The sequence below is a fragment of the Pseudorhodobacter wandonensis genome (assembly GCF_001202035.1).
Lineage (GTDB): Bacteria > Pseudomonadota > Alphaproteobacteria > Rhodobacterales > Rhodobacteraceae > Pseudorhodobacter > Pseudorhodobacter wandonensis.
Genome location: NZ_LGHT01000044.1, coordinates 379951 through 406263, shown reverse-complemented (window position 1 = coordinate 406263; position 26313 = coordinate 379951). Strand labels below are relative to the sequence as shown.

The 26313-nt window shown below is 56.9% G+C and carries 19 protein-coding genes and 1 tRNA gene; 10 read left to right on the top strand and 10 right to left on the bottom strand.

All coding sequences use genetic code 11. The features are described 5' to 3' along the window. Positions 1-117 precede the first annotated feature (117 nt). Both AKU79_RS16920 and AKU79_RS16915 read right to left on the bottom strand, forming a co-directional pair. On the bottom strand, positions 118-387 hold the full coding sequence (locus AKU79_RS16920) for a DUF6552 family protein (protein ID WP_050524731.1): 270 nt from the start codon (positions 385-387) through the stop codon (positions 118-120). Continuing rightward, positions 362-1066 (bottom strand): SDR family oxidoreductase, encoded by a 705-nt coding sequence (locus AKU79_RS16915; protein ID WP_050524730.1) that lies wholly within the window; start codon positions 1064-1066, stop codon positions 362-364. The genes AKU79_RS16920 and AKU79_RS16915 overlap by 26 nt, the downstream gene beginning before the upstream one ends. A 97-nt stretch (positions 1067-1163) precedes the next feature. On the opposite strand from AKU79_RS16915, the gene AKU79_RS16910 reads away from it, so the two are divergent. Beyond that, positions 1164-2048 (top strand): LysR substrate-binding domain-containing protein, encoded by an 885-nt coding sequence (locus AKU79_RS16910; RefSeq protein ID WP_050524729.1) that lies wholly within the window; start codon positions 1164-1166, stop codon positions 2046-2048. A 140-nt stretch (positions 2049-2188) separates the two neighbouring features. Here the strand turns inward: AKU79_RS16910 and AKU79_RS16905 are convergent. Next, positions 2189-2263: transfer RNA gene (locus AKU79_RS16905), tRNA-Gly, on the bottom strand. Positions 2264-2404: 141 nt separating this feature from the next. Continuing rightward, on the bottom strand, positions 2405-3352 hold the full coding sequence (locus tag AKU79_RS16900) for a 2-hydroxyacid dehydrogenase (protein WP_050524728.1): 948 nt from the start codon (positions 3350-3352) through the stop codon (positions 2405-2407). Positions 3353-3638: 286 nt separating this feature from the next. On the opposite strand from AKU79_RS16900, the gene AKU79_RS16895 reads away from it, so the two are divergent. Next, on the top strand, positions 3639-5537 hold the full coding sequence (locus AKU79_RS16895; protein ID WP_050524873.1) for a polysaccharide biosynthesis protein: 1899 nt from the start codon (positions 3639-3641) through the stop codon (positions 5535-5537). A 649-nt stretch (positions 5538-6186) separates the two neighbouring features. Further along, entirely contained in the window at positions 6187-7020 is an 834-nt protein-coding gene (locus tag AKU79_RS16890; protein ID WP_050524727.1) for a YihY/virulence factor BrkB family protein, read from the top strand. Here AKU79_RS16890 and AKU79_RS16885 read toward each other — a convergent pair. Together AKU79_RS16885 and AKU79_RS16880 are read right to left on the bottom strand one after the other, a co-directional pair. Next, positions 7014-11147, bottom strand: coding sequence for a translocation/assembly module TamB domain-containing protein (locus AKU79_RS16885; RefSeq protein ID WP_050524726.1), 4134 nt, complete (start codon positions 11145-11147; stop codon positions 7014-7016). The genes AKU79_RS16890 and AKU79_RS16885 overlap by 7 nt on opposite strands. Beyond that, positions 11147-12955 carry an autotransporter assembly complex protein TamA gene (locus AKU79_RS16880; protein ID WP_050524725.1) on the bottom strand — a complete coding sequence of 603 codons (1809 nt, stop codon included), beginning with the start codon at positions 12953-12955 and terminating at the stop codon, positions 11147-11149. Before AKU79_RS16880 ends, AKU79_RS16885 begins: the two co-directional genes overlap by 1 nt. Positions 12956-13123: 168 nt before the next feature. Here AKU79_RS16880 and AKU79_RS16875 point away from each other — a divergent pair, with 168 nt between their 5' ends. Beyond that, positions 13124-14449, top strand: a complete 1326-nt coding sequence (locus AKU79_RS16875) for a cytochrome-c peroxidase (RefSeq protein WP_050524724.1) — start codon at positions 13124-13126, stop codon at positions 14447-14449. On the opposite strand, the gene AKU79_RS16870 is transcribed toward AKU79_RS16875, so the two are convergent. Next, positions 14446-15960 (bottom strand): CRTAC1 family protein, encoded by a 1515-nt coding sequence (locus AKU79_RS16870; protein WP_050524723.1) that lies wholly within the window; start codon positions 15958-15960, stop codon positions 14446-14448. The genes AKU79_RS16875 and AKU79_RS16870 overlap by 4 nt on opposite strands. Next, positions 15957-17246: an ROK family transcriptional regulator gene (locus tag AKU79_RS16865; RefSeq protein ID WP_408002851.1), complete on the bottom strand. Its 1290-nt coding sequence runs from the start codon at positions 17244-17246 to the stop codon at positions 15957-15959. The genes AKU79_RS16870 and AKU79_RS16865 overlap by 4 nt, the downstream gene beginning before the upstream one ends. 214 nt (positions 17247-17460) lie before the next feature. Here AKU79_RS16865 and AKU79_RS16860 point away from each other — a divergent pair, with 214 nt between their 5' ends. The 6 genes from AKU79_RS16860 to mgrA all read left to right on the top strand — a co-directional run bounded on the left by AKU79_RS16860 (position 17461) and on the right by mgrA (position 24589). Beyond that, positions 17461-18486, top strand: coding sequence for a substrate-binding domain-containing protein (locus AKU79_RS16860; protein ID WP_050524721.1), 1026 nt, complete (start codon positions 17461-17463; stop codon positions 18484-18486). A gap of 146 nt (positions 18487-18632) precedes the next feature. Next, complete coding sequence (locus AKU79_RS16855; protein WP_050524720.1) at positions 18633-19946, top strand: sugar ABC transporter permease; 1314 nt, start codon at positions 18633-18635, stop codon at positions 19944-19946. 11 nt (positions 19947-19957) lie between these two features. Continuing rightward, positions 19958-20716, top strand: coding sequence for an ATP-binding cassette domain-containing protein (locus tag AKU79_RS16850; protein ID WP_050524719.1), 759 nt, complete (start codon positions 19958-19960; stop codon positions 20714-20716). Next, positions 20716-22152, top strand: a complete 1437-nt coding sequence (gene xylB, locus AKU79_RS16845; RefSeq protein ID WP_050524718.1) for a xylulokinase — start codon at positions 20716-20718, stop codon at positions 22150-22152. The genes AKU79_RS16850 and xylB overlap by 1 nt, the downstream gene beginning before the upstream one ends. Next, positions 22149-23450: a xylose isomerase gene (gene xylA, locus AKU79_RS16840; protein ID WP_050524717.1), complete on the top strand. Its 1302-nt coding sequence runs from the start codon at positions 22149-22151 to the stop codon at positions 23448-23450. The genes xylB and xylA overlap by 4 nt, the downstream gene beginning before the upstream one ends. Positions 23451-23560: 110 nt before the next feature. Beyond that, positions 23561-24589 carry an L-glyceraldehyde 3-phosphate reductase gene (gene mgrA / locus AKU79_RS16835; RefSeq protein WP_050524716.1) on the top strand — a complete coding sequence of 343 codons (1029 nt, stop codon included), beginning with the start codon at positions 23561-23563 and terminating at the stop codon, positions 24587-24589. A 19-nt stretch (positions 24590-24608) separates the two neighbouring features. Here mgrA and AKU79_RS16830 read toward each other — a convergent pair whose 3' ends face one another. Together AKU79_RS16830 and AKU79_RS16825 are read right to left on the bottom strand one after the other, a co-directional pair. After that, a complete protein-coding gene (locus AKU79_RS16830; protein WP_050524715.1) occupies positions 24609-25007 on the bottom strand; it encodes an META domain-containing protein in 399 nt (132 codons plus the stop codon). Between the two features lie 24 nt (positions 25008-25031). Then, the gene (locus AKU79_RS16825; protein WP_050524714.1) at positions 25032-26270 is read right to left on the bottom strand and encodes a lytic murein transglycosylase; all 1239 of its coding nucleotides are present in this window, start codon (positions 26268-26270) and stop codon (positions 25032-25034) included. Between the last annotated feature and the right edge of the window lie 43 nt (positions 26271-26313).

Below are 26313 nucleotides of genomic sequence, written 5' to 3'. Positions count from 1 at the left end.
CATTGCTTTGATGGGGCGGCCGGATGCACCCTTTGGCAACCGGCCAACCACAGATCGGGCATAGCGCAATGCCCTACAATCGTGCCGTGCCTGCCACTGCCACGCGCAGTAATCGGGCTATTGGCTGTTGGTCATGCCTGCAATCATGGCGCCAAGGGCAACAAGATGAATAAGCATCAAGGCCCTGTCATTCCACAAAACACCAACGGCAAACCAGCCCAGAACGCCAACCAGAAACAGATAGAGGTTCCATGGCGTCCAGCCGAAACCGGTCGCTGTATACCCCATGATCTGAATCGCCGAGGCACCCCATTTGACTGCAAAGACCAGACGTTCGCGTGATGCAGCTTGCAACGTGGCCTCAGACCGCACGGGTAAGCCCTCCATCAAGGCGAATGTTTTGGCCAGTCATATAGCCGCCGCCCGCAGACGCCAGAAATGAGATGAAGGACGACACTTCTTCGGCGCGTCCATAGCGACCCATGGGAATCCGCGCCTTGCGATCTTCGCTTTCTGGCAGGCTGTCGATGAACCCCGGCAAGACGTTGTTCATGCGGATGTTGTCGCGTGCATATTTGTCGGAAAACAGCTTGGTGAAAGCTGCAAGCCCTGCGCGAAATACACCGGATGTTGGAAAAAGCGGGTCGGGCTCGAATGCGGCAAAGGTCGAGATGTTGATGATGGCCCCGCCGCCTTGCGCCTGCATCAAAGGGGTGACGAGACGGGTCGGGCGGATCACGTTCATCAGATAGACTTCCATACCCTGATGCCAATCGTCGTCGCTGATTTCCAACACCGGGCCTTTGGGGCCATGACCCGCGGAATTGACCAAAACATCGACGCGCCCCCAACGGTCCTGCGCGCCTTGAACAAGTGCGGTCAGATCTTTGGCGTTCAGGTTTGATCCTGTCACGCCAAACCCACCAAGCTCGGCGCCGAGCGCCTCACCCTTCCCCGAAGAGGACAGAATACCGACCTTGAATCCGTCTGCCGCCAACCGACGGGCCGCATCAGCCCCCATCCCGCTGCCCCCTGCTGTAATTAGTGCCACTTTTTCTACTGACATTATGATCTCCAAAAATTCCCACTTTCCGTATATCAGGCATTTTTATAGCATACGAATAAGGTTTGATGTTTTGTGACGATAGAAATACTATCGAGGTATGACAAAGCTACCTTCTCTTAACGGGCTTCGCGCCTTTGACGTTGCCGGCCGCAGGCTCAGCTTTCGCGCGGCCGCGGACGAGATGGGGGTGACGCAAGGGGCGGTGGCCCAGCAGGTGCGCCAACTAGAGGCCGACCTGGGGATCGCGCTTTTTGATCGATTGCCCAAAGGCCTGGCGCTGACGACCGTTGGGCGCGGGTATCACAAGAGGATCGCAAGCGCGTTTTCCGATTTGCACGCGGCAACGGCGCAGCTAAAGCCCGAGGTTGGCACTGTGACAATCAGCGTCACGCCGACCTTTGCATCGAAGTGGCTCATCCCAAACCTGCCCGATTTTGCCGAGAAGTTCCCCGAAATAGACCTGCGCATTCTGGCCACCGAGAAAGTATCCAGCTTTCACAGCGATGGCATTGATCTGGCTGTTCGTCAGGGCGAACCGCCATTTGGCGCGACGTTGCACGCCTCTTTGCTGTTCAAACAAGACGTGATCGCCGTAGCCGCGCCGAAACTGATCGAAGGCGAGCAGTGGCCAATCAGTGGCGAAATGCTTTCGCGCATGCCGAAAATCCATGACAGCCACAATCTGTGGCCAAAGCTTCTGGCCGAATTGCATTTAACAGATCAAGGCAAGCGGGGGCTGCGGCTTAGCCAATCCGCGTTGGCTGTGGATGCGGCTCTTTCCGGACAAGGCGTCGCCTTGGTCAGCCGTTTTCTCGTCGCTGGTGAAATCGCAGCAGGCCGCCTTGTAGAAGTCATCGCTGCACCAAACATCGCAGCACAAGATTTTTACCTTCTGACTTTGCGAAGATCGACACCCAATGCAGCGATTGACGCTGTGATGACGTGGCTGACATCACGCGCCAAACATGTCGATTGGCGGTAGGGCGCCTTGCCACCAGTCAGGCACAACGCGGGGAGTGATCAGGTATCTTGGATAGGGGGAATATGTGTTTGGAACGGCTGCAAAACAAAAAAGCCGCCCGAAGGCGGCCTCTTGTAAGCCTTTGGCAAGGCTAAGAAATCTGGAGCGGGCGAGGCGATTCGAACGCCCGACCCTAACCTTGGCAAGGTTATGCTCTACCCCTGAGCTACGCCCGCACTCCGTTCGCGTCGTCTAATCGGTATTCGCAACAGGGGCAAGTGCTTTTCGACGACAACAATCATTAATTCAAGCAAGTAGGCCGCGCAAACCGGCCCGGCAAACCGCTGTTTCACGATATGAAACAAGGGCGTCGCGCCCTAATTAACAGGGGAAAGCAACGCCCCACCCGCGAAATACGCACGAACATTGGCGCATTGAAGGGCAGCCATATCTTTGCGGGTCTCAATCGTGGCCGAGCCCTGATGCGGTTGAAGCACCACGTTGGGCAATGCCAGAAAACGCGGATTAAGCTGCGGCTCGCATTCAAAAACATCCAGCGCCGCGCCGCGAATGCGGCCTGATTCAAGTGCTTCCAACATTGCCATTTCGTCTATAGTCGACCCACGCGAAATATTTGCGATGACCGAATCCGCGCCGAGCGCGGCAATCACGTCGCGCGAAACATAGTTCCGGGTTTCTGCCCCGCCGACAAGTGCGACAATCAAATAGTCGCAATGGGCAGCCAAGCCTTGCGGGGTGGCGTGCCAAACCCAGCCCTCGGGCGTGTCTTTGGGGCTGCGGCTGTGATAATGGATTTCCATCTTGAACGCGACCAACCGGTCAGCAATTTCGCGGCCGATGCGGCCGAGGCCCATAATGCCCGCGCGCCCCCCGCTGAACTTGCGGGCCAGCGGCGGATCGCCTTTGGTTGTCCAGTCACCCCGCGCCAGCCATTCGGCATTTGCCGCCATGTTGCGGTTCAACGAAAGCAACATTCCAATGGCTAGGTCTGCTACATCTTCGTTCAAAACATCAGGCGTATTGGTCACACGCACGCCGCGCGCACTGGCCGCCGCGACATCAATCGCATCATAGCCAACACCATAATTTGCAATGATTTTCAAACCCGGTAGCGCGTCCATTTCAGCGCTGCCAAAGGGGTGATGCCCACGATAAGCCACCGCAGCAATCGCCGCCCGGCGGGATGGTTCGATACTGCTGATGTCCGCAATACTTGCCAGCGCGATCAGATCAAAACCGGGCAATAAGGCAGTAATTTCGCCATCGCCATAGTTTCCAACGACAAGAATGACTGGCAAAGCCATCGCAGATTCTCCTTAAAATTTGGCGCAGATTTTGGCCCGTATGCATCGCAGCGCTCCACGCCCTACAAAGGGCTACGCCACTATAACAAGCAAGCACCTAATGCCAATGCCGACTTAGGTATGGTCAAAAAAGGCAGCTTTACGCCATTCAAACCGTGTTCGACTTTGTACCAAGCCCAGCTCAGCCGTTAACCATTAATCAACCGCAAGGTGAAAGGGTACACCAAGATGTCGCGCCCGTGCGCCAATCGTAATTTTCTACCGTGTAAGGAGATTCGTTTCCGTGATCAGGCAACACCTCTTTCTTTTTGTGGACAAGCTTTCCAGACAGGAAAAAAAGCTGCTCTTTGCTTTGATTGACATCCTGCTTGCGCCGATTGCGTTTCTGGCCTCTTGGATGTTGCTTTACGAGGCATTGCCAAACTCTGCGTTTTTTCAACAATTCTGGCCTGCGGCGATTGCTTTGCAGGCGCTGGCAGGGGCGGCGACTGTTGCTTTGAAATTGCCGAATATAAGGCTGAATAGCTATGAAATATGGGGTATTTTACGAACGGGCTTCATGGCTCTATTGGTCACGCTGGCCTTTGCCGCCTTTGTCGGGGCATCAACTTTGGTTTTTCCGCGATTGGGCATCATCCTGTTCGGCTTGATCTTTTTTCCTCTGGCTGTTGGCGCGCGCTTTGCTTTGTTGCACGTGCTGTTATGGATTCTAGGCGCGGGCAAGCAACGCCAGCGCGTTATTATCTATGGTGCGGGCCGCACTGGGATGCAGTTGCTTGCAGCATTGCGCAACCATCGCAGTATCAGGCCTGTTGCATTCATAGATGACAATCCGGAATTGCGGTCGATGTCGGTTGGCGGGCTGCCCGTTTGCCACTCTGATCGCATTGCCGAACTGGCACAACGCTATGAGGCCCGTCGGGTTTTGCTTGCAATGCCATCCGTCCCGGCAATGAAGCTGGCTCAGATCGCGCGCAAGCTTCAGGCGATGGGCATGACAGCGATGTCTGTTCCTTCGTTTGCGCAGCTGGTTGGGGTCGAAAAGCTGGTTGATACATTGGCCCCGATAGATCCGGACAAGTTTTTGGGCCGGGCGCAAATTGAAAAGTCGATCCCTGCCGCGGAGGAAACCTATCAAGGCAAGACAATTCTGATTTCGGGGGCCGGCGGATCTGTTGGGACGGCACTGTGCCAGCAGCTTTTGGCCCATAAACCCGCCTGTATTGTGCTCTTTGAAATAAGCGAGATTGCGCTTTATACGGTTGAACGCGCCTTGGCCAAACTTGCAAATGGCACTGACGTGCGCATCATTCCGGTGTTGGGCTCGGTTGGTGATGGCCGTTTGGCGCGAGCGATAATGTCAAAGTATAACGTCGACATCGTCTTTCACGCCGCGGCATATAAACACGTTCCTTTGGTCGAGGCGAACCCGATTGCCGGACTGGCCAACAATGTCTTGGGCACCCGCACGCTTGCAGATGCAGCGAACGCAGCAAGTGTCGAAAAATTTGTCCTGATTTCGACAGATAAGGCTGTGCGCCCAACCAACATAATGGGGGCGTCCAAGCGTCTTGCCGAACTGGTTATCCAGGATCTTGCCAAACGACCGAAGTCTACGGTTTTCTCGATCGTCAGGTTTGGCAACGTCTTGGGCTCTTCGGGGTCGGTGATTCCGCTATTCAAGGAACAGATTGCGAATGGCGAACCGGTCACACTGACACATGAAGACGTGACCCGCTTTTTCATGACGATACCCGAAGCGGCGAGGCTTGTTCTGCTGGCAGGAGCTTTTTCTGATGGCAACATGGGAGGTGGCGATGTTTTCGTGCTTGATATGGGCGCGCCTGTTAAAATTCGTGATCTGGCGCGGCAAATGATCGAAGCGGCCGGACTAACAGTGCGTGATGCAGAGCACCCTGAAGGCGACATCTCCATTTTGGTGACGGGTCTGCGCCCGGGTGAAAAGCTGCATGAAGAGCTGTTGATCGGAGCAAAGCTGATAACAACGCCACACCCGAAGATTTTGCGCGCTCACGAACAAAGCCTGACAGAACTGCAGATGGCTTCGGCCCTGCGGGCATTGCGGGCGGCCGTCTCGGTTGGGGATGCCGAGGCTGCGCGAAATGTCGTTGTGGCCTATGCCGATGGCTATCACAGCGAAGAACGACTTTCCGCCGCACAGTAAGATTGCCCTCCTGGGTCGGCGGGCGGTTCAAGACAACTTGACCGTTTTCGCACAACGACAATCCGCCGAGCGAGAGTAGGACATAGTACAATTCTCGCCCGCGTTTCCGGTGCCGGTTTGTGAGGCGCAGTTACCCAGCCGTAGGCCCGGTACGCAGTTCGACAAAGCTGTAGCCCGAGACCCATTTTCGGCAAAGCTTGGGTCAAGGCAGACGGACGGGTGTGTTAAGACCTGGTCGTTTTAAAGAAAATTGACGCCTACTGCGCGCCAAAGGGAGATTCAGGCACATGCGGATTTGGCTACAAATTACTGTTTGCCGCAAAATTTACGAACAGAGCCTAAGCGTCGGTCCATTCTCAGCGTTCGGGGGCGATAATGAACCCGGCTTACAAGCTTCGGGCGCAAGCCAAATGGCAGCTTGCCCACAATGAACACTGTGGCAGAACAAGGATAAGGAACATCGCGAAATCCAAAACTTTTCTGCAAAGTACCTGCGATTTCGAACACATGCGACCTGCGCACATGACACATAAATGAAAATTGCGCCAAGGTGACTGGATTGCCTCCGTTTTGGGAGGGTCATTTTGGTTTGATATGGTTGGCTTACAATGCTATTCCTGCCCGACTAAAGCAAAAGGCCCATGTAAGCATGACATTTTATCGACACTGCTTGGGGGTCTGGAACCGCGCTTCCAATGCCGAAATCGGACTCATTGCTGCAGGCATCGCGTTTTTCGGTTTTCTTGCCATTTTTCCGGCTTTGGTGGCAGTCATCACGATTTGGGGCTTTGTCGCTGATCCAAATGTTGTGCAAACCCAACTTGACCTTGCGGCAAATTATCTGCCGGACGAGGCGTTTGACCTGTTGTATGGTCAAGTGCAGCGCATTCTGGCCACCAATTCTCGAAACCTTGGGCTGGCGACGATATTTTCTACGCTCTTTGCTTTGTGGTCTGCGCGCGCGGGCGTAAGCGCCTTGATTAGTGGCATTAATGCCATTCACGGCCTGCCCAGCCGGAACGGCGTGCACCACGTGCTTCGTGCATTCATCGTCACGTTGGTGCTGGTTGGTCTGGTGCTTGCAGGCATGACATTGGCCGTGGTTATGCCGTTGGTTATGGATTATTTGCCGCTTGGTGCCGCCGCAACCAATACCCTGCGGGCGACAAACTTTCTTGTCGGCGTCATGTTGGTAATGCTTAGTATTGCAATTGCTTACCGGCTTGGCCCAAACCGCCCCCAGCGCGAAAGCAGGCCACCGTTTCTGACCATCGGGGCATTTTTGGCGCTGGCCCTCTGGGTCGCCGTTTCGCGCGGTTTGGTTTTCTATCTTGGCAACTTCACCAATTATAACCAAGTTTACGGGTCAATCGGGGCAGTTGTTGCTTTGCTTATGTGGTTCTATTTGTCGGCATTTGCCGTGCTGCTGGGCGCCGCCGTCGATGCCGAGATCGAAGACAGGCGCCACGTGGCACCTCAATAATCCTTTTGAACGAATATCCCGATTCCGGTTTCACCCGAAGCCGTAACCGAGCTGCGCACGGTCACATTCTTTTTCAGATCAAGGTTCAGGTTGATCTTGCTCTGTCCCTGCTGATCAACCTCAACTTCGGTATAAACCCGTTTGCTCAGGTACTTACCCGCCTTGACCGACACATTCCCATTGGAGTCGGTTGTGAGGTCAAGATCATCCAAGCCAAAGCTCTTGCGCAGGTTCCCGACGATACCGTCACCGCCTTTACCGGCAAGGCTGGCAACGGCTGATGCAAGCTGCGCCGCTTGCAAAGCCGAAATAGACGAAAGATCGCGGCCAAATAGCAGCTGCGCCAAGACTTCTTCTTGCGGCAGTTCGGGGCTTGAGGTGAAGGAAATTTCAGGGTCATCTGCGCGGCCCTTGATTACAACCGACGTGGTGACATCACTGCCTTCATTTGTTGCGTTGATGTTCAGGCTCGGGATCAAATCGCCCTGCAGCAGCATTTGGGCCTCGGTCAGTTCCAACCGCTTGCCCAGAATATCAAGCCGACCGCGGATCAGCTCAAAGGCTCCGCTGGGAATGGGCGCGTTGGTATCGCCGCGCAAAACCACATTGCCACCAAACTCGGCATCAATACCACGCCCGCGCAGATAGATGCTGCGAGGGGCGTCGATTGTCAGGTTCAGGCCAAAGGGCCGAGCAGTGCTGTTGGCCCCATCGCTTGGTCCTAGGTCAATAAGCCCCGCTTTATACCGTGTTCCCTTAACCTTAGCAGGTTCGTTCTTGTGCTTCAGGCCCGGTAGTGACCCGATAGACGAAAACCCCGTGGTCGGCACTTGCAGTTCGGCCTCGGAAATACGAAGCGTTCCGCCGATCACCGCGCCCCCTGTCAGTGGCCCTTTGACAGTCAAGTCGCCGCCAACAGAAACGGTGTAAAGGTTCGGGTCTTTCAACGCAGCATTGCGCAGCGCAACGCGCAGATCAGCCGTGTTCGGGGCCGACAGACCAATGCTGCCATCAACCGTCAAACTGCCGCCGGTGCTGGGGGCAGATGTCATGCTAAGTTGCACAGCATTGCCGCCAAGCGTGACTGTCGATGCGATGTCTTGCAGGCCGAACGGCAATTTCGGTGCCGAAAACCGCCCGCCGCTCAGGCTGCCACGCCCCGATAGCGACGACAGCGCGAACGGCCCGTTCAACCGCAAATCGAACTGGGCCTGTCCGGAAATCGAACGTGCGCCAAGAAATGCGTTGGCCAAGGCTGCTTGGGCCGACCCCGTGATCGCCAAATCCGCGCTGCGAAAGCCGGGGGCAATACGACCCGCTATCCTTGCATCAATGCCGCCCGGCCCCGTGCCTGCCAGATCAAGCGTAACGCCGTTGCCGTTTTCGCTGGCCGTGCCCGAAACGGTCACAGCACCGGGGAAATCAGCGACGATCAGCGCCAGATTGGCCAGCCGCGCCTCAAGCTGCACTTTGCGCTCGGTCTCGGTCACCGTGCCGGTGGCACTGGCCGAAAGCTGCGGGTTTGACAGAGCAGCCGTTTCAATTTCCAGCTTGCGGTCGCGGAAATTCACCGCCGCCTTTACCGTGCTTTGGCCGCGCAACAGCTTGTCGGCCTCGGGGTTGCCGATTGCAAGATTGTCGCCCTGGCCCGACAATTCAACGCGCCCCGCGTCAAGCGTGCCTTTGGCCGTAACCACCGCCTGCAACGCGCCACTATAGGCCGCGCCCATGGGTGAAAGGCTTGGCAAAGACAAATTGGCCGACAGGTCGCTGCCCTTTGGATCATAAAAACCGTCAATATTGGCGCTGATCTGGGGGTTCGAAAGCGTGGCCCTGTCAATCTCGATGTGGCCATCTTTGATGGTGATGGCCGTATCAAGAATGCTGGCGCCTTTCAGCATGCCGTCCGCCTGCGCAACACCAAGGGCAAGATCATTGCCCTGCCCTTGCAGGGTGACACGGCCATCTTTTACCGTGCCCTTGGCCGTCACCATCGCTTGCAGCGCGCCTCCATAGCCCGCACCCAAAGGCGACAGGTCAGGCAAAGACAGATTGGCCGACACGTCACTGCCCGCCGCATCCAGATAGCCGGTTGCGCGGGCATTGATTTGCGGGTTCTGGATGATCACCTTCTCCAGATTTAGCCGTTTGTTGACAATTCCTATTGCAACCGACAGGTTGCTTTCGCCCGCGATCAAAGCATCGGCCTGTTGCTGGCCGATTTGCAGATCAATCGCTTTGCCGTCCAATGTGATGCGGCCATCGGCGGGTGTACCGGTAAAGCTTGCCGAGGCGTTCAGGCTGCCGCCATATTGCGCCCCTAGCGCAGCAAGGTCGGCAAAATTCAGGCTGCCTTTTATATCGCTGTTATCAGTGGCCAATGTGCCCTTGGCACTGGCAACCAACTGCTGTGCCTTGATATTCAGGCTGCGCAGGAATGTCCCTTTTTTCGAGCGGGCAATCGCAAAATCAATCGTCGACCCACCGCGCAACAGGTTATCAACCTCATCAATGCCAACGGCAATATCGGTGCCTTTGACGGCTGCGGTTATGTCAAATTCGCCGCCCAATGGCACGACCTGACCACTAAGGCGAAACGCGCCCTTGCCCCCCAACGGGCGGCCCGCAAGCTCTGACAAGCGCGACAGATCCTGATACTCGGCATCGATAATACCGCGCGAGCGAAAGCCGTTTGCATACACGCCGAGGCGGGCCGACGTGGCGATTTTATAGCCGTCCTCGTTCAGCTCTAGCCGGCCGATGTGAAAGCCGAGCCCACCCTTTTGCCAATCAAAGATCAGCTTGCCTTTGATATTCTGGCCCAAGGCACGGGCAAGGGCCGCGTCTGCCAATTCCACGTCATTAGCGTCAAAATTCAGGGTACCGCCAACGATCGTACCACCGCTGCCTGAACGCCGGTTGATCCGGCCCGAGCCGATAATCTTGGCGTTGCCTATGACAATGTCGCTGCGGTTCATGCCGGTCAGGTTTACCGCCGCGCTCCAGCCTTCGCCTTTGCTTGCGTCAAAGTTCAGGCGCAAATCGGCAGCCGCTACGCGGGTTTCGGCCGCACCGCCAAAGGGTAGAAGCACCGGCTCGCCGCTGGGCAAACCCAGACGCCCCACCAATGTCAGCTTTTGCGGCAGGCCATCGGTGGCGATCACCGCGGCACCATCCAGTTGCAGCGCACGCGCATCAACCGACAAAGCGGTCAGGTCAAGCTGACCAATGGTACTGCGCTGACCCTCGGCCTTCAGGCTGACTTCGGGGCCGAAAAATTCTGCGTATTCAGGCACGAATAGCGGCGCGGCATCGCCGTTCAGGCTAACGGTAAACTTTTGTGCGCCATCTTGCTGGCCCTTCAGCATCACCTCGCCGGCCAGGCGTTTCTGGCCATCGGTTTGCAAATCCAGCGTTGCGGCAAAATCATCCAACGGGCCCGCACCGGCGACTTTCAGCACAAGTGACGGCTTTCCCGGCAGATTAAGCAAACTGCTGGCGATACCGTTGGCGCCTTCGGTCAGGTTCAGGTCAATATTCAGCTGTTTGTCGGTATTGGCATAGCTGGCTTTCAGGGTAAGCGCGCCATCCGGCCCGTCGCCGGTGCGCACTAGCGACAAATCGGTGCTACCTTGGCCGCCGTTCAATTCCAACGCCGCCGAAAGGCTGCCCTCTATTTCTTGGCCAAGCACTGTTGGCCCCAAAAGGATACGCCGCGCCGAAAGCTTTTTGACGCTTATCGAAACTGGAAGTTCGGGCAAGGTAAAGCCCGTTGCCTCGGGGCTGGGAATGGCATCCGGGTCTGGCAAAGGTTTGCGCGCGACGATCACCTCATCAGCGGTCAGTTCGTTCACACTGACCACGCCGCGTAGCAACGAGGCGCGGCTCCAATCCAGCACAACCTTGTTCAAGGTCAGCCAAACGCCTTCGCTGTCGGCAATCGTAAGGCTTTCGACCTGGGCCTGTGATGAAAACGCCCCCGTAAAGCCGGTAACCGTTACCTTGCGACCGCTGCTTGACAGATTATCCTCTAGAAACGCGGTCAGCGTATCACGACCATCGGATTGGGCCAGTGCCGCGAAGGGCAACAAAAGCAGGACTAGTAAAGAAATCAGAAACTTACGCATTAAAAAGATTGTCCTATGCCAACATAGACTTGGGCGCCGCTGCCCCCACCCGAAACCGGCACACCGACATCAAGCCGGATCGGCCCGAAGCCCGTGGCATAACGCAGCCCCAGCCCCGCGCCTGCTTGGCTTAGCGTGCTGCCGCCGAACATCCCTTCGCTGGCAATTTGGCCAAAATCGGCAAAGCCAACAACGCCTATATTCTTGGTCACCTTGGTCCGCAGTTCAAACGAGGCGCCCAAAAAGCCCGTACCACCGGTGCTGCCGCCTGTTGTGGCAGAGGTAAAGCCAAGCGATTGATATTTTTGTCCCCGCACCGTGCCACCGCCGCCTGAATAATACAGATAATCCGGCGACAAATTGTCGATCGACGCGCCAAACACGCCTTTGGCCTGCAACCGTGCCGCAAATGTAACGCGATCATTTTCACCAAAACCACGATAGGCGCGGGCATCCACCTCTAGCTTGACACCCGAGTCTGTGGTGCCGAACCCCAGAAATGGCGACACCTCGGCATCAATGTAAAACCCTTGGGTGGCATCGGTTTTAGAATTGCGCTTATCCCAGTTCGCACCGACAGGCAGCGCAATGTTGCTGTAGTCTTCGGTGACAGAGGTATAGTTGACCCGCGATTTTTCATATTCCAGCCCGACCCGCGCCGTGATTTCACGCGACAGATAATGGGTAAAACCAATGCCGGTTTGCACATAGTCCTGAACATAATCGGTCTCATCCTCATGGCCGAATTTCAGAAAGGCGGTGCCTGTCGTATCTGGGCTGAGGGTTGCCGGGCGATCGATGTTAAAGCCAAGCGCATAATCAACGCCGCTGTTTTGTGCACCAATCTGCGCGATTTCACCTTCGACCTTAAAGCGTTCGCCGCCGCCAAACAGATTGCGATGTAGCCAATAGCCGCTAAGTTTTGCACCCTCGCTGCTGCCAATTTCGGCCCCGAAACTATAGCGGCGGGGCTTTTCTTCGGCCACCTTAAGCGAAACCCCCAACAGATCGGGCGCGGTGATTTTGTCATCTTCGACCAGCGCGACCGAGCTGAACACACCGGTGCGGCGCAGACGCTCGGCGGCATCTTCCAGCTCTTTGGGGCTGAATTGTTCGCCGCTTGGCAGGCCCGCAATCTTGATGATCCGGTTCAGACGCATCCGCTCTTGCCCGCTGACACGCAGCTCGCCAAAGCGCAGCCTGGGACCAGCGGTTACTGCGAGATTTGCCGCCAGAGTATTGGCATTGTGGTCTGCCGTCAGGTCCTGGCCGGTCACATCAGCCAATGCATGCCCCGCATTGCGCCAGCCATCCACCGCCGCCGATGCCGCAGCCGATATGGTATCACTGGCAGCAACGCCTCCGATACGAAACTCCTCTGGCAGCTTGGTATCTGCCGCAAGCGGGGCCACATTTGCCTTTGAAAACGTGAACACAGGGCCAGGATCAATAGTCAGGACAATCGTGCCAATCGAACCCGGCGCCTCTAATGGCGGGATATCGGCCGCCTCACGCCCATCGACCCGAATGCTGACCACAGCAGAATACCGGCCCAAAGCATAAAGCGTGCCCACCAGCCGCCCGTATTCCGCCCTTGCCGAGGCCAAAAGGTCTTGGGGGTTTGCTGTGCCTTCTTCTTGGGCCGCCAACAGCAACGAAGCGCCGCGCAATGCGGATTCAACATCCTTGTCGCCGCCAGTGACGTTAAAATCCAGCTTATCCAATGCCTTGACAGGATCAGGAAATGCAAGCGTGGCGCCAAGCAAAAGCGTCGCCAAGCCCAACCCTTTGTGCCGAAACCACTGCATCCTGTCTCCTGCTCGACTTTATTAACATTCTTACCACATATATTGCATTTTTCGCATAGCGAGACAACGCAAGCAAATAGGGCGTTTTGCCAAATAGGCAAGTTTGGGCCAGATTTTGGGGTTTCTGTTTCAGATATTTCAGGCATATGCTGCGCCGAGGAGGGCCCTATGTACCAATATATATCCTTGTTAGCGCTATTGGCGACAACTTGTTTGCCTGCCCATGCTGAAATGCGCCCCGCACCGCTGAATGATGCCGATTTCAGGCAGCATACGGCGGAGGAGGTGGCTTTGGGGCAACTGCTGTTTTGGGACCCTCTGCTTTCAGGCAATCGTAACATTTCATGTGGCACATGCCACCACCCGCGTTTTGGCACAGGTGATGGCGTGTCGCTGGCCCTGGGCGAAGGCGGCATAGGCCTTGGCCCCGAGCGCAAACCCGACCCGAACGACATGCCCGAGCAGCGCATCCCCCGTAACGCGCCCGCCCTGTTCAACCTGGGCATACTGGACTTGAAAAGCGTGTTCTACGACGGCCGCATAGAAGCAGATGCGACCCGCCCGATCGGCTTTCGTACCCCGCTTGAGGATGAGATGGTCAGCGGTTTTGCCTCGCTATTATCAGCGCAGAGCATGTTTCCGGTACTGTCACCCGATGAAATGGCGGGGCATTATTCGGAAAACGAGATTTCGAAATCCGTGCGCACGGGTCAGTTGACCGGCCCGAATGGCGCATGGCACAAGATCGCGGCGCGCGTGGCCGCCATTCCGGCCTACCAGCAACAGTTTGCCGCAGTATATCCCGACATCGGCGCAGGGCGGGCGATTGATTTTACCGATATTTCCAACGCGATCGCCGCTTTTATCAGCGTAGAGTGGCGGTCGGATTCTGCGCCTTTTGATGCGTGGTTGCGGGGTCAGGCCCCCTTGCCCGCGCTGGCAGCTAAAGGGGCAGATTTGTTTTATGGATCAGCAGGTTGTGGCGCGTGCCACACGGGCCCGTTGCTGACTGACCAAGGTTTCCATGCGATGGGCACCCCCCAGCTTGGTCCGGGCAAAGCCGAACGGTTTGAAACCAACCAACGCGATTTAGGCCGTATTCGCGTAACGAACCGCCCCGAGGATGCCTATGCATTTCGCACGCCTTCTTTGCGCAATGTCACCAAAACCGCGCCCTATGGTCACGCGGGCAGCCATGCCGATTTGCGCGCATTCGTGATGTTTCACGCCGATCCGGCAACGGGATTGGACGCGTATCAACCCCAAGCCGTTCTGCCCGCGTTCACCCCCGCCAAGGATGATTGGGCCGCAACCAATGACCCGGCAGAGCGCCAAGCAATCAAGGCCGCAATCCGCCAGCCCGCGCATCCACTGACTGCGGATGAGACAACCGCAATCTTGGCGTTTCTGGACAGTTTGACCGATTCAACGGCGCTTGCAGGCCGCCTTGGTATTCCGGCCACCGTGCCCAGCGGCTTGCCAATCGACCGCTAATCGATCACGCCATCGGGGCCGAGCGTCACCACGCGGTCGGCCCCCACAGGCAGCCATGCGCCCACCGTGCCATCTGGCCAGATCACCCGAACCTCGGCGCTGTCATGCGCGCCAAGGCCGAAATGCTGCGGCCCCGCTTGGCCCGAGACATGGCCGCCGCCCACGGTTACCTCACGCGCATGGACCTTGTCACCGTACCGCAGTTCAACCCATGCGCCAACGGCTTGGGTGTTGCCCCTTGGCCCGCGCAGTGCCACGCCCAGCCAATGGCCCGTTTGTGCTGTGGTATTTTGCCAAATCTCAATCGGCGCACGGCGGTTGACGACAACAATATCCAGCAACCCATCTGCGTTCAGGTCTGCCAAACCAGCCCCGCGTGACCGGTCAGTCGTGCCAATCCCTGCCACGCCGCCTTTTTCGACAAACACGCCATCTGCACCTTGCATCAACAGGTTGTTCGGGTCGTGAATCGCGTTCGATGGCATCTGATCGACATTGCCTTTGGCGATGAACAGATCATCACGCCCGTCATTATCGACATCGCCAAACTCGGCATGCCAGCCGGTGCTGGGGCGGCCATCATCGCCGCTATAGGGTTGGTGGGCATAGGTGCCCAAGGTAAACGGTACATTTTCAAAGCCATTGCCGGTGTTGTACTGCAACAACTGGTCGCCCATCGAGGTCATCATCACTTCGGGCAAGCCGTCACCCGTAATGTCGCGGCTGGCAATGCCCATACCCCATAGTGAAAAGCGCGGCCATTCGGATTGCGCATAGGGTGCAAGCGGGTTCAGATGCCACATTTCCTCATACCCGCCACGCACGTAATAATGGCGGTCGTTCGAGATGCGCAGATCGGGCGTGCCATTGCGTTTCCAATCCGAAAAGAGCATCGACAAGGCGCAATAGCCGGGCGACAGGATTTCCGCTGCACCATAACCGCCGGATTGGGGGCGATAGAGGCTGTTGGTATCACATGCCTCAAACGGGCCATCGGGACGGCTGCGGTCAACGTAATGGCCAATGGCAAGCGTAGGCCAGCTTTGCCCCTTTTCCCAAGTGGCGGAAAATGCGGTAGACCATTGATCGCCGGTTTGCAGGCGCCATTCGGCAGTGGCGTCATGGAATTTACAATCGGGTTCGCCCTGCAAAAACACATCTGGCCCGACACGCATAACCGCCAGATCCATCATGCCATCACCGTTTATATCCAATGGATAGGCACCCGTTACATCGGTGATCGGGCTGATATCACCTGTGGCAAAGGTTATGTCGCCTTTGGGCGCTGTGGTATTGACCAGCAGCGCAGCAGGCGCTGTGCCCCCCGCCACGAATAAATCGGGCCGCGCATCAGCGTTGCAATCCAGTATTGCCACGCCACCGCCGACAAAATGCTCCCATTCGCCCGCGTAAATCACAGGGGCAGGCAAAGCACCCGCGCGGTTGATAAAACTGGGGTCTGCCAATGCTGGTGTGGCCAAAGCCAAGGAAAGGATGAATAGGGTTTTCATTGCGCCGCCACCTCACGTTGCCCATCACGATTGCCTGCCAGCAACCCTTCGGTTACCGCCGAAAGCGCCAGGGCCGCAGCACCCTGCGCCCACAGCAAATCGCCCCAGGCATGGATTTCTATCGGAGGAAGGGGGCGACCCGTAGCTATGGCAAGATTCTCCATTTCCGCTAAAGTATCGGCCGCATAAAGATAGTCATAGCGCATCCGTTCGCCGCTTAGAATAATCAAGGATGGATCAAACAGGTTGACGACATTCGACAAACCCACGGCCAGATAGCGGCCCGCGCGGCGAAAGATAGACCGCGCCGCCGCATTGCCCGCTTTGGCATGGTCATACAGGCTTTCCAACAAAACATTGATCGACTGGCCATCTTTGCCAACCCAGTTCAGCGCAGTCGATGCTTCACGCGCCAACGCGTAATCGGCGACATAGGCCTCAAGGCAGCCGCGCTGGCCACAGCGACACAATGCGCCGTCCAGCTGTACCTTTGTATGGCCCAGTTCCATGCCCAAGCCATGTGCGCCACGATAAATGCGATGGTTCACCACGACACCCATGCCGACGCCATGCTCAATCGTGACCACCGCAAAATCCGAAAGCCCACGCCCTGCACCGAACCACAGCTCGGCCAGCGTGACCAAATTCGCATCGTTATCAATATGCACTGCAAGACCTAAATGCGCAGTCGCCAAGGCTGCAAGGTTCAGTCCCCGCTCGGCCATGACTGACGACCACATCACCTGGCCCGCGCCGCTATCGACAAACCCCGGCACCCCAAGGCCCAGGGCCGTAAGCTCGGTACGGTTTATACCCGCCTTGGCGCATACTTTATCCAGCAAGGTTTCCATTGCCGCTAGCAGTTGCGGCAAGGCCATCGCACTGGGGGTGCGCTGCACCACCTCATTCGCGATTACATTGCCAGCGAAGTCGACGATAACGGCGGTATGCTCGCGGTCTGACAGCTTCATGCCGGCCACGTAATGGGCGCAGGCCCGCACACCCAAGGCAACGGCCGGCCGGCCACGACCTGCCTCACCTTCGCGCGGCGCGATCACTTCCTCCAGCAATCCCGCGTCGATCAGCTCTGAAACGCCGGTTGTAACCGAGGCGGGGCTGACCCCCAATTCCTTGGCAACCTGAACGCGCGCAATCTGGCCCGCCGCGCGCACGCGTTCAAAGATTTGCTGGCGCAACGGCCGCAACGCATCAGACAAAGCCGGAATGAGCGGACCGCAACCCGGCACAGCGTTTGGGGCAAAGCTATCGTGCAGTTGCGGCATAATTTATTCAATCCTCGAATTTAAAAAGGCAGTCTTTTGCCAGATGGAGCGATATTGTCGCCGCATCGCAGCAAAATCGACTATAAATCCAGCACAACACGCATAGTGACATCTATTTTTATTTTGACAACTGAATTTATTGTGGGATAGAAAGATTTTGTACCGGCGAATCCGTCGGGCCGATCCGCAAAGGGTCGATTCCACAGGGAGGAAACACATGCGTAACGCAATTTTGCTGGCCGTCATGGCTACGGTAGGCTTTTCGACGGCTGCACTGGCCGAAGGCAAGAAAATCGGCGTATCTTGGGCGAGCTTTCAAGAAGAGCGCTGGAAGATTGACGAAGCTGCAATGAAAGCTGCAATCGAAGCTGCTGGCGACACTTACATCTCGTCAGACGCGCAATCATCCTCGGCCAAGCAGTTGACCGATATTGAAGCGCTGATTGCCCAAGGCGCCAACGCACTGATCATCAACGCATGGGACAAAGACGCTATTGGCCCGGCGATTGATAAAGCTGCGGCTGAAGGTATTCCAATGATCGGCTACGACCGCCTGATCGAAGATGACCGCACCTTCTACCTGACATTCGACAACAAAGGCGTTGGCTCGATCATCGCTGAAACCATCAAAGGCGTTCTGCCCGAAGGCAACTATGCCATCATCAAGGGCGACCCCGGTGATCCGAACGCGGCTTTCTTGCTGGAAGGCATGATGGAAGTGATCGGCGCGGATGTTAAAGCCGGCAAGATCAAGATCGTTGGCGAAGCATTCTCGGACGGGTGGAAGCCTGAAAACGCGCAAAAGAACATGGAACAGATCCTGACCGCGAATAACAACGCGGTTGATGCGGTTCTGGCCGAAAACGATGGTATGGCTGGCGGCGTTATCGCAGCTTTGGCAGCGCAGGGTCTTGTTATCCCTGTTGGCGGTCAAGACGGTGACTTGGCGGCGATCAACCGTGTTGCACGCGGCTCTCAGACCGTTTCGGTTTGGAAAGACTCGCGTCAGCTGGGTAAAGCTGCGGGCGAAATTGCTGCGGCTTTGGCTGAAGGCACCGAAATGGGCGCAATCGACGGCGCGTCCAAGTTTAACGGTGGCGAAAAAGGCGTTGAGATGAACGCGATCCTGCTGAAGCCAACCCCGATCACCAAAGATACGCTGAACCTTGCGATTGACGCGGGCCACATCACTAAAGAGATGGCTTGTGAAGGCGCAATGGCAGGTGTTGCTGCTTGCGAGTAATCGCATAGGCCCTTTCCGGCACCAATACGTTGGTGCCGGAATCCCCCCTTTCCTGACATGGCGAATGGTTTGTGAATGGCACCTCGAGGCTCTCGTCTTGGGCAGTTGGCCTGCAACCCATCCCATCTATATCGTTGGACCCGGATATGACCGATACATCCACCCCCAAAACAGACCAAAACGTCTCGTTGTTGAACCGCTTTTTGCGCGCGACAGAAATTGACACGCGATTGCTGGGCATGGTCGGAGCGCTTTTGCTGATCTGGTTTGGCTTTCACTTTTATGGCGCGATTTTCGGCAATGGCGGGTTTTTCCTGACACCACGAAATCTGTGGAACCTGTCAGTGCAAACCTCATCCATCGGCATTATGGCCACGGGTATGGTTTTGGTAATTGTCACCCGCAATATCGACTTGTCGGTTGGCGCGGTGCTGGGCCTGACGGCGATGATCATGGGCCTGTTGCAGGTAAACGTCTTGCCGCCGCTGATCGGTCTTGGCAACCCGTTTATCTGGATTATTGCAGTGATCGTCGGCATGGCGGCGGGTGCCCTGATCGGGGTGTTCCAAGGTTGGCTGATCGCCTATCGCGGCATTCCGGCGTTTATTGTAACTTTGGGTGGTCTGTTGGTATGGCGCGGCTGTGCGTTCCTATCGGCAGGCGGCCGCACGATTTCGCCCGTGGATGAGAATTTTGCCCTGCTGGGCGGTGGCCCCTATGGCGCAGTAGGCGCGACGGGCAGCTGGATTGTCGGGCTTTTGGCCTGTGCTGGTGTAATCTGGATGCTGCATTCAGGCCGCAAACAACGCGTTATGCATGATTTCAAGCTGCGCCCGATGTGGGCCGAGGCATTCCTGGCCGTGGTCGGCTGCGGAGCGATCATTGGCGCGGTGCTGTTGGTGAACGCCTACCCCTGGCCCCGCGGTATTGTGAATGCCTATGCCAAGGCGAATAATATCACCGTGCCACCCGAAGGCCTGTTTATCAGCCATGGCTTTGCCATTCCGGTGCTGATTTTGGTCGCGGTTGGCATTTGCATGACCATTCTGATGACCCGCACGCGCTTTGGCCGCTATGTCTTTGCGATTGGCGGCAACCCCGAGGCTGCGGCGCTGGCAGGTATTAACGTAAAGTGGATGACGCTTAAGATTTTCGCGCTGATGGGTATGCTTGCAGGTCTTGCCGGTGTGGTTGCTTCGGCCCGACTGAACTCGGCCACCAATGCGTTGGGTGTCTTTGACGAGCTGTATGTAATTGCCGCAGCCGTAATTGGCGGCACGTCGCTGGCGGGGGGCTTGGGCACCATCTACGGTGCCATTCTGGGTGCGCTGGTGATGCAAAGCTTGCAAACCGGTATGGTGCTGATCGGGTTTGATACATCAGTCCAGCAAATCGTCGTTGGCTCGGTGCTTGTGTTCGCTGTCTATCTCGACAACCTCTACCGCAAAAAAGTGAAGTGAAGGGAAACGCCATGACCAATAAGGGAACTCCACTGGTCGAGATGCGCGATATCTCGATTTCCTTCGGCGGCATCAAAGCCGTTGATCACGTCACCATCGATCTGCATCCGGGCGAGGTTGTTGGCTTGTTGGGCCACAACGGCGCGGGCAAGTCGACGCTGATCAAATGCCTGTCGGGGGCTTATCAAGCCGATGCCGGCCAGATTTTGATCGACGGCAAGCCAGTGACGATCGGCAACCCACGCGATGCCCGTGCGCAGAATATTGAGACGATTTATCAAACTCTTGCGCTGGCCGATAACCTTGACGCGGCGTCCAACCTGTTCTTGGGCCGCGAAATTATCAGCCCGATGGGTTTCGTAAATGACAGCAAGATGGAGGCCGAAACCCGCAAGATCATGCAGCGGTTGAACCCGAACTTTAAAAAGTTCAACGTGCCGGTTTCGGCGCTTTCGGGTGGCCAGCGGCAATCGGTTGCCATCGCCCGCGCCGTGTATTTCAACGCGCGCATTCTGATCATGGATGAACCCACAGCAGCGCTTGGCCCGCAAGAAACCGAAATGGTTTCGGAACTGATCCAAGAGCTGAAGAAACAAGGGCTTGGCATTTTCCTGATCGAGCATGACATCCATAACGTGATGAAGCTGTGCGACCGCGCGTCTGTAATGAAAAACGGGCAACTGGTTGGAACGGTTGATGTGGATAAAGTGACAGATGAAGACATTCTGTCGATGATCATCCTTGGGAAGAAACCGGAAAAGGCCGCCTGATGTATATCGGCCTTGACCTTGGGACTTCCGGCCTGAAGGGCATCTTGATTGACGTCGATCAAAATGTTCTGGCCGAGGCATCGGCGCCGCTGATGGTGCAACGCCCGCATGAAGGGTGGTCGGAACAAAACCCTGCCGATTGGATTGCTGCGGCCGAAGCCGTGATGGACCAGCTTTCGCCGCACGGGTTAGATGCCGTGCGCGGCATCGGGCTATCCGGCCAGATGCACGGCGCCACCCTGATTGACGCAGCGGATGAGGTAATCCGCCCGTGCATTTTGTGGAATGATACCCGCAGCGCAGCCGAGGCCGCCGCGTTAGACGGCGATCCGATGTTTCGGCGCGTGACGGGCAATATTGTCTTTCCCGGATTTACGGCGCCGAAACTGGCCTGGATCCGCGCGCATGAGCCGCAGAACTGGGCGCGCGTGGCACGGGTTTTGCTGCCCAAGGACTACCTGCGCCTGTGGCTTTCGGGTGAATATGTCGCCGAAATGTCGGATGCCGCAGGCACCAGTTGGTTGGACACGCAAGCGCGCGATTGGTCAGATGACCTGCTGGCGGCAACCGGCCTTAGCCGCGAAAACATGCCACGGCTTGTCGAAGGATCGGCAGCTTCCGGCACGTTGCGACCGGCGTTGGCGGCCCGCTGGGGCCTGCCTGCAGGTGTCGTGATTGCAGGGGGCGGCGGCGACAATGCAGCATCAGGCGTCGGTGTGGGCGTTGTGCGCGCGGGCGAGGCATTTGTATCGCTTGGCACCTCTGGCGTTTTGTTTGCCGCGAATGACGGCTATCACCCCAACGCGGATTCGGCGGTCCATACGTTTTGCCACGCCCTGCCCGAGACCTGGCATCAGATGGGGGTTATATTGTCTGCCACCGATGCGCTGAACTGGTATGCGCGGTTGGTGGGCCAAACAGCTGCGGCCCTGACAGGTGGGCTTGGCACCCTGCAATCGCCCAGCAAGCCCTTGTTTTTGCCCTATCTGGGGGGCGAGCGCACGCCGCTGAACGATGCCCATATTCGTGGCGCGTTTCTAGGGCTAGAGCATGCGACCGATACCGCCGCCGGAACCCGCGCGGTGCTGGAAGGCGTGACCTTTGCCTTGCGCGACTGCCGTGATGCCCTTGCCAGTACGGGAACACGCCTTGAGAAATTGATCGCTGTTGGTGGTGGCTCTCGATCCGACTATTGGCTTGCAGCGATTGCTACAGCACTGAAAGTGCCGGTTCTGGTGCCACAGGCGGGTGACCTTGGCGGCGCTTTTGGCGCAGCACGACTGGCAATAATGGCCGCGACCGGCGCAGGGGCAGAGATTGCCACCCTGCCCCCGATCGCACGGCAAATCGACCCTATTCCATCCCTAACATCGGCATTTGATGCGGGCTATGCCCGTTATTCCGCCGCCCAATCTGCAATTAAGGCACTGAAATGACTGATTTTTTCAAATCCATCCCTGCGATCGCCTATGAAGGCGTTGATAGCCAGAACGAATTTGCCTTTCGCCATTACAACCCGGATGAGGTAATCATGGGCAAGCGGATGGAGGACCATCTGCGCTTTGCCGCGGCCTATTGGCATAGTTTTGCATGGCCGGGCGGTGACCCGTTTGGCGGCCAGACACTGGACCGGCCATGGTTTGGCGACACCATGGATTTGGCACGGCTAAAGGCTGACGTTGCATTTGAAATGTTCGACATTCTGAACATGCCGTTCTTTTGCTTTCACGATGCCGATGCGCGGCCCGAGGGCGCGAATTTTGCCGAAAGCCAGCGCAATCTGGAAGAGATCACCGATTATTTTGCGGCCAAGATGGAGACATCCAAAACCAAGCTGCTGTGGGGCACCGCCAATATGTTCAGCCACAAGCGCTGGATGTCAGGGGCCGCAACAAACCCTGACCCCGAGGTGTTTGCCTATGCCGCAGCGACCGTAAAGGGCTGCATGGACACGACACAACGGCTGGGCGGGCAGAACTATGTGCTTTGGGGCGGGCGCGAAGGCTATGAGACATTGCTGAACACCGACTTGGGGCTTGAGGCTGACCATATGGGGCGTTTCTTGCAAATGGTGGTCGAGTATAAGTACAAAATCGGCTTCAAGGGCGCGATTTTGATCGAGCCCAAGCCGCAAGAGCCATCGAAGCACCAGTATGACTATGACGTGGCAACTGTGTACGGTTTCCTCTGCCGCTATGGTTTGGAAAAAGAAGTGAAGGTGAATATCGAGCAAGGCCACGCGATTTTGGCGGGCCACAGCTTTGAGCATGAGATCGCGACAGCGGCGAGTCTCGGGATTTTCGGGTCGATTGATATGAACCGCAACGATTATCAATCAGGTTGGGATACCGACCAGTTCCCCAACAACCATGCCGAAAAAGCACTGGCGTTTTATGAGATTCTGCGCGCGGGTGGCTATACCACCGGCGGCACCAATTTTGATGCCAAGATCCGGCGGCAAAGCCTTGAGGCCGAAGACCTTATTTTGGCGCATGTCGGCGGGATGGATACCTGCGCGCGGGCGCTGAAATCGGCGGCGGCATTGTTGGAGGATGGCAGCCTAGAGGCGTTGCGCAAGACACGCTATGCAGGTTGGGAGACAGACACCGCGCAAGCGATGCTGAAGTCTGACCTCGCATCGATCTGCACCGATGTATTGGCGCGGGATGTGAACCCGCAACCTCGGTCAGGCAAACAAGAGCGGCTGGAAAACCTTTGGAATAAATTCGTATAGGGCACCTCGTGGCCCGCGACGGATAGGTATTTGGACCAAGATGAAATGCAAGAGGTTGCGTTTCATCCAAACATTGGCCAGAACTTCCATACCAGACAAAGGAGCATAAGATGCCGTATTCACCCGCAGAAGATCGCTATTCCCGCATGATCTATCGCCGCTGCGGCAAGTCGGGGTTGCAGCTGCCTGCGGTGTCTTTGGGGCTCTGGCATAATTTCGGCTATGACACGCCGCATCAAACCAAACGTGCGATTTGCCAGACTGCGTTTGACCATGGCATCACGCATTTCGATCTGGCCAACAACTATGGCCCGCCCCCCGGATCTGCCGAGGAGGCCTTTGGCGATATTCTAGCGACCGATTTCAAAGGGTATCGCGATGAACTGATCATCTCGTCCAAGGCCGGCTATAACATGTGGCCCGGCCCCTATGGCGAGATGGGCAGCCGCAAGTATTTGATCGCCTCTTGCGATCAATCGCTGAAGCGGATGGGGTTGGACTATGTTGATATCTTTTATTCGCACCGGTTTGACCCTGACACCCCGCTTGAGGAAACCATGGGGGCGCTGGACCATATCGTGCGGTCGGGTCGCGCGCTATATGTTGGGATTTCCAGCTATAACTCGCAGCGGACGCGTGAGGCGGTTGCGATTTTGAAAGAGCTAGGAACGCCATGTGTGATTCATCAGCCGAGCTATAACCTGCTGAACCGCTGGGTGGAAAAGGACGGGTTAAAGGACACGCTGGCCGAGCTGGGCGTGGGGTCGATTGCCTTTACACCACTGGCACAGGGAATTTTGACCAAAAAATACCTGGGCGGGATTCCCGAAGGTAGCCGCGCGGCGCAGGGTAAATCGCTCAACCCCGAAACGATCACCGCGCGGGCCCTGGCCTCGGTTAAGGCTTTGGATGCTATGGCACAGGCGCGCGGGCAAACCTTGGCGCAAATGGCGATTGCCTGGGTGTTGCGCGGAGGCGGCATCACGACGGCGCTGATCGGCGCGTCAAAGCCTGAACAGGTGATTGACTGCGCAGGTGCCGTTGGCAACCTTGAATTTACCGCAGCAGAGCTGGCCGAAATTGACCAGATTTCTTCTGAAGAAGACATTAACCTTTGGGCAAAGTCTTCGGCTGAATAATGCAAACGGGCGCGGCGGCTTATCGCGGCTGCGCCTGTAGTATCAATGTGTCGCCAACATAGAACCGCAACGTATTCTCGGCCATTTCATAGCGGGTGATGGCCGCAAGTGCGCGGGTAAACGCAGTTTCCAGATCCATCCGTGCAGGTGGGCAGGCTTTGCGCGTCATTGCGGTGGGGCCGAACGCCAGATCGTTATTTGTTTGGCTAAAGCTGCCGGTGTAGCGATTGCACCCTGAACTGCCCGACACGCTAGGCGCTGCAAAATCGATTGTCACACTAGCCGTTTCAGGCAGCGCTGTACCGCCAAGCGTCACCACCCGCCAATTTCCCGCAAGCGTTGCCACGTCTGCCCGTTGGGCCTGCGGCGCGATGCAGCCTGCCAAGCCAGTTAGTAAAAGGACAAAAGCACGTTTCATCTCGCCCCCTCCGTTATTATGCAATCACTCCAGCCTGTTTAACACGTCTAGGCTGGGGTAGCCATCAGGCACAATGCCCTTGGATTTCTGAAAGCCTTTCACAGCCGCAATCGTGTTCGGCCCCATCTTGCCATCCACGCCCAAAGTGTCAAAGCCGGCGCGGGTAAGGCGGGTTTGCAGATCTAACCGTTCATCCAATGTGAGCGCCCGCAAATCGCGTGGCCAATCTGATTTAAGCCGTGGCCCGCCCTTTAGCATATCAGCCAGATGCCCTACGGCGATCACATAGGCATCGGCGGTGTTATACCGCTCAATCACCTGGAAATTGGAAAAAATCAGAAATGCCGCGCCACGCGCACCACCTGGCAGCAAAACCGATCCTGCACCGTAATCGGGCAAGTCGCCACCATTCACAAGCCGCACGCCTAAGGCCTGCCACGCGGCCACCGGTTTTTTCACGCGCTCGCTGGTTTGGTCATAATCAAACGCGTTGGGCAATGTAATTTCTACGCCCCAAGGCATGTCTTTGGTCCAGCCAAAGCCTGCAAGATAGGCAGCGGTTGAGGCCAGCGCATCGGTCGGGTCATCGCCCCAAATGTCGCGCTTGCCATCGCCGTTGAAATCAACCGCATAGGCCAGAAAGGATGAGGGCATGAACTGCGTATGCCCCATCGCACCAGCCCACGAGCCTTGCATGTTTGCCGCCACTGTATCGCCTGCCTGCAAGATTTTCAGGGCGGCCAGCAGCTCGCCCTCAAAAAACGCCGCGCGCCTGCCGTCATAGGCCAAACTTGCCAAGGATTGGATCGTCGAAGACGAGCCTCGAAACGTGCCGTAAGCGCTTTCCAGCCCCCAAATCGCCGTAACCACCTCTTTATCAACGCCGTACTTCGCCTCGATCTGGTCTAGCACAGCGCGATGTTTTTCCAACGCCGCTTTGCCGTTTCTTACCCGTTCGTCGGATGTGGCGGTATCGAGGTAATCCCAAATGGTTTTGGTGAACTCCGATTGATTGCGGTCGCGGCGAATGACATCCGCATCATAGGAAAGGCCGGTTAGCGCCTGATCCATGACCTGATCGGATATCCCTGCCGCAGCCGCCCGCGCCCGAAACGCCGTCAGCCAGTTTTGCAGCCCTTGGGTATCGGCGACAGCGATTGTGCTTGGCATAGAGGTCTCTTTCTCGGCTGAAACAGGTATGGCGGTCGGGCCGGCGGCTGCAAGCCCTGCGCCCAGGCACCACGCCAAAAAGGGTTGTAACATCCGCATACCGCTGCCTCTTATTCTATTTTGGCAACAGTCTAGC

Excerpts from the sequence above, each read along its gene's own strand:
- AKU79_RS16850 (WP_050524719.1), top strand. The coding sequence starts at position 19,958 with ATGACCAATAAGGGAACTCCACTGGTCGAGATGCGCGATATCTCGATT.
- xylB (WP_050524718.1), top strand. The coding sequence starts at position 20,716 with ATGTATATCGGCCTTGACCTTGGGACTTCCGGCCTGAAGGGCATCTTG.
- AKU79_RS16870 (WP_050524723.1), bottom strand. The coding sequence starts at position 15,960 with ATGAAAACCCTATTCATCCTTTCCTTGGCTTTGGCCACACCAGCATTG.
- xylA (WP_050524717.1), top strand. The coding sequence starts at position 22,149 with ATGACTGATTTTTTCAAATCCATCCCTGCGATCGCCTATGAAGGCGTT.
- AKU79_RS16890 (WP_050524727.1), top strand. The coding sequence starts at position 6,187 with ATGACATTTTATCGACACTGCTTGGGGGTCTGGAACCGCGCTTCCAAT.
- AKU79_RS16910 (WP_050524729.1), top strand. The coding sequence starts at position 1,164 with ATGACAAAGCTACCTTCTCTTAACGGGCTTCGCGCCTTTGACGTTGCC.
- AKU79_RS16880 (WP_050524725.1), bottom strand. The coding sequence starts at position 12,955 with ATGCAGTGGTTTCGGCACAAAGGGTTGGGCTTGGCGACGCTTTTGCTT.
- AKU79_RS16875 (WP_050524724.1), top strand. The coding sequence starts at position 13,124 with ATGTACCAATATATATCCTTGTTAGCGCTATTGGCGACAACTTGTTTG.
- AKU79_RS16830 (WP_050524715.1), bottom strand. The coding sequence starts at position 25,007 with ATGAAACGTGCTTTTGTCCTTTTACTAACTGGCTTGGCAGGCTGCATC.
- AKU79_RS16920 (WP_050524731.1), bottom strand. The coding sequence starts at position 387 with ATGGAGGGCTTACCCGTGCGGTCTGAGGCCACGTTGCAAGCTGCATCA.
- mgrA (WP_050524716.1), top strand. The coding sequence starts at position 23,561 with ATGCCGTATTCACCCGCAGAAGATCGCTATTCCCGCATGATCTATCGC.
- AKU79_RS16825 (WP_050524714.1), bottom strand. The coding sequence starts at position 26,270 with ATGTTACAACCCTTTTTGGCGTGGTGCCTGGGCGCAGGGCTTGCAGCC.
- AKU79_RS16885 (WP_050524726.1), bottom strand. The coding sequence starts at position 11,147 with ATGCGTAAGTTTCTGATTTCTTTACTAGTCCTGCTTTTGTTGCCCTTC.
- AKU79_RS16915 (WP_050524730.1), bottom strand. The coding sequence starts at position 1,066 with ATGTCAGTAGAAAAAGTGGCACTAATTACAGCAGGGGGCAGCGGGATG.
- AKU79_RS16860 (WP_050524721.1), top strand. The coding sequence starts at position 17,461 with ATGCGTAACGCAATTTTGCTGGCCGTCATGGCTACGGTAGGCTTTTCG.
- AKU79_RS16855 (WP_050524720.1), top strand. The coding sequence starts at position 18,633 with ATGACCGATACATCCACCCCCAAAACAGACCAAAACGTCTCGTTGTTG.
- AKU79_RS16900 (WP_050524728.1), bottom strand. The coding sequence starts at position 3,352 with ATGGCTTTGCCAGTCATTCTTGTCGTTGGAAACTATGGCGATGGCGAA.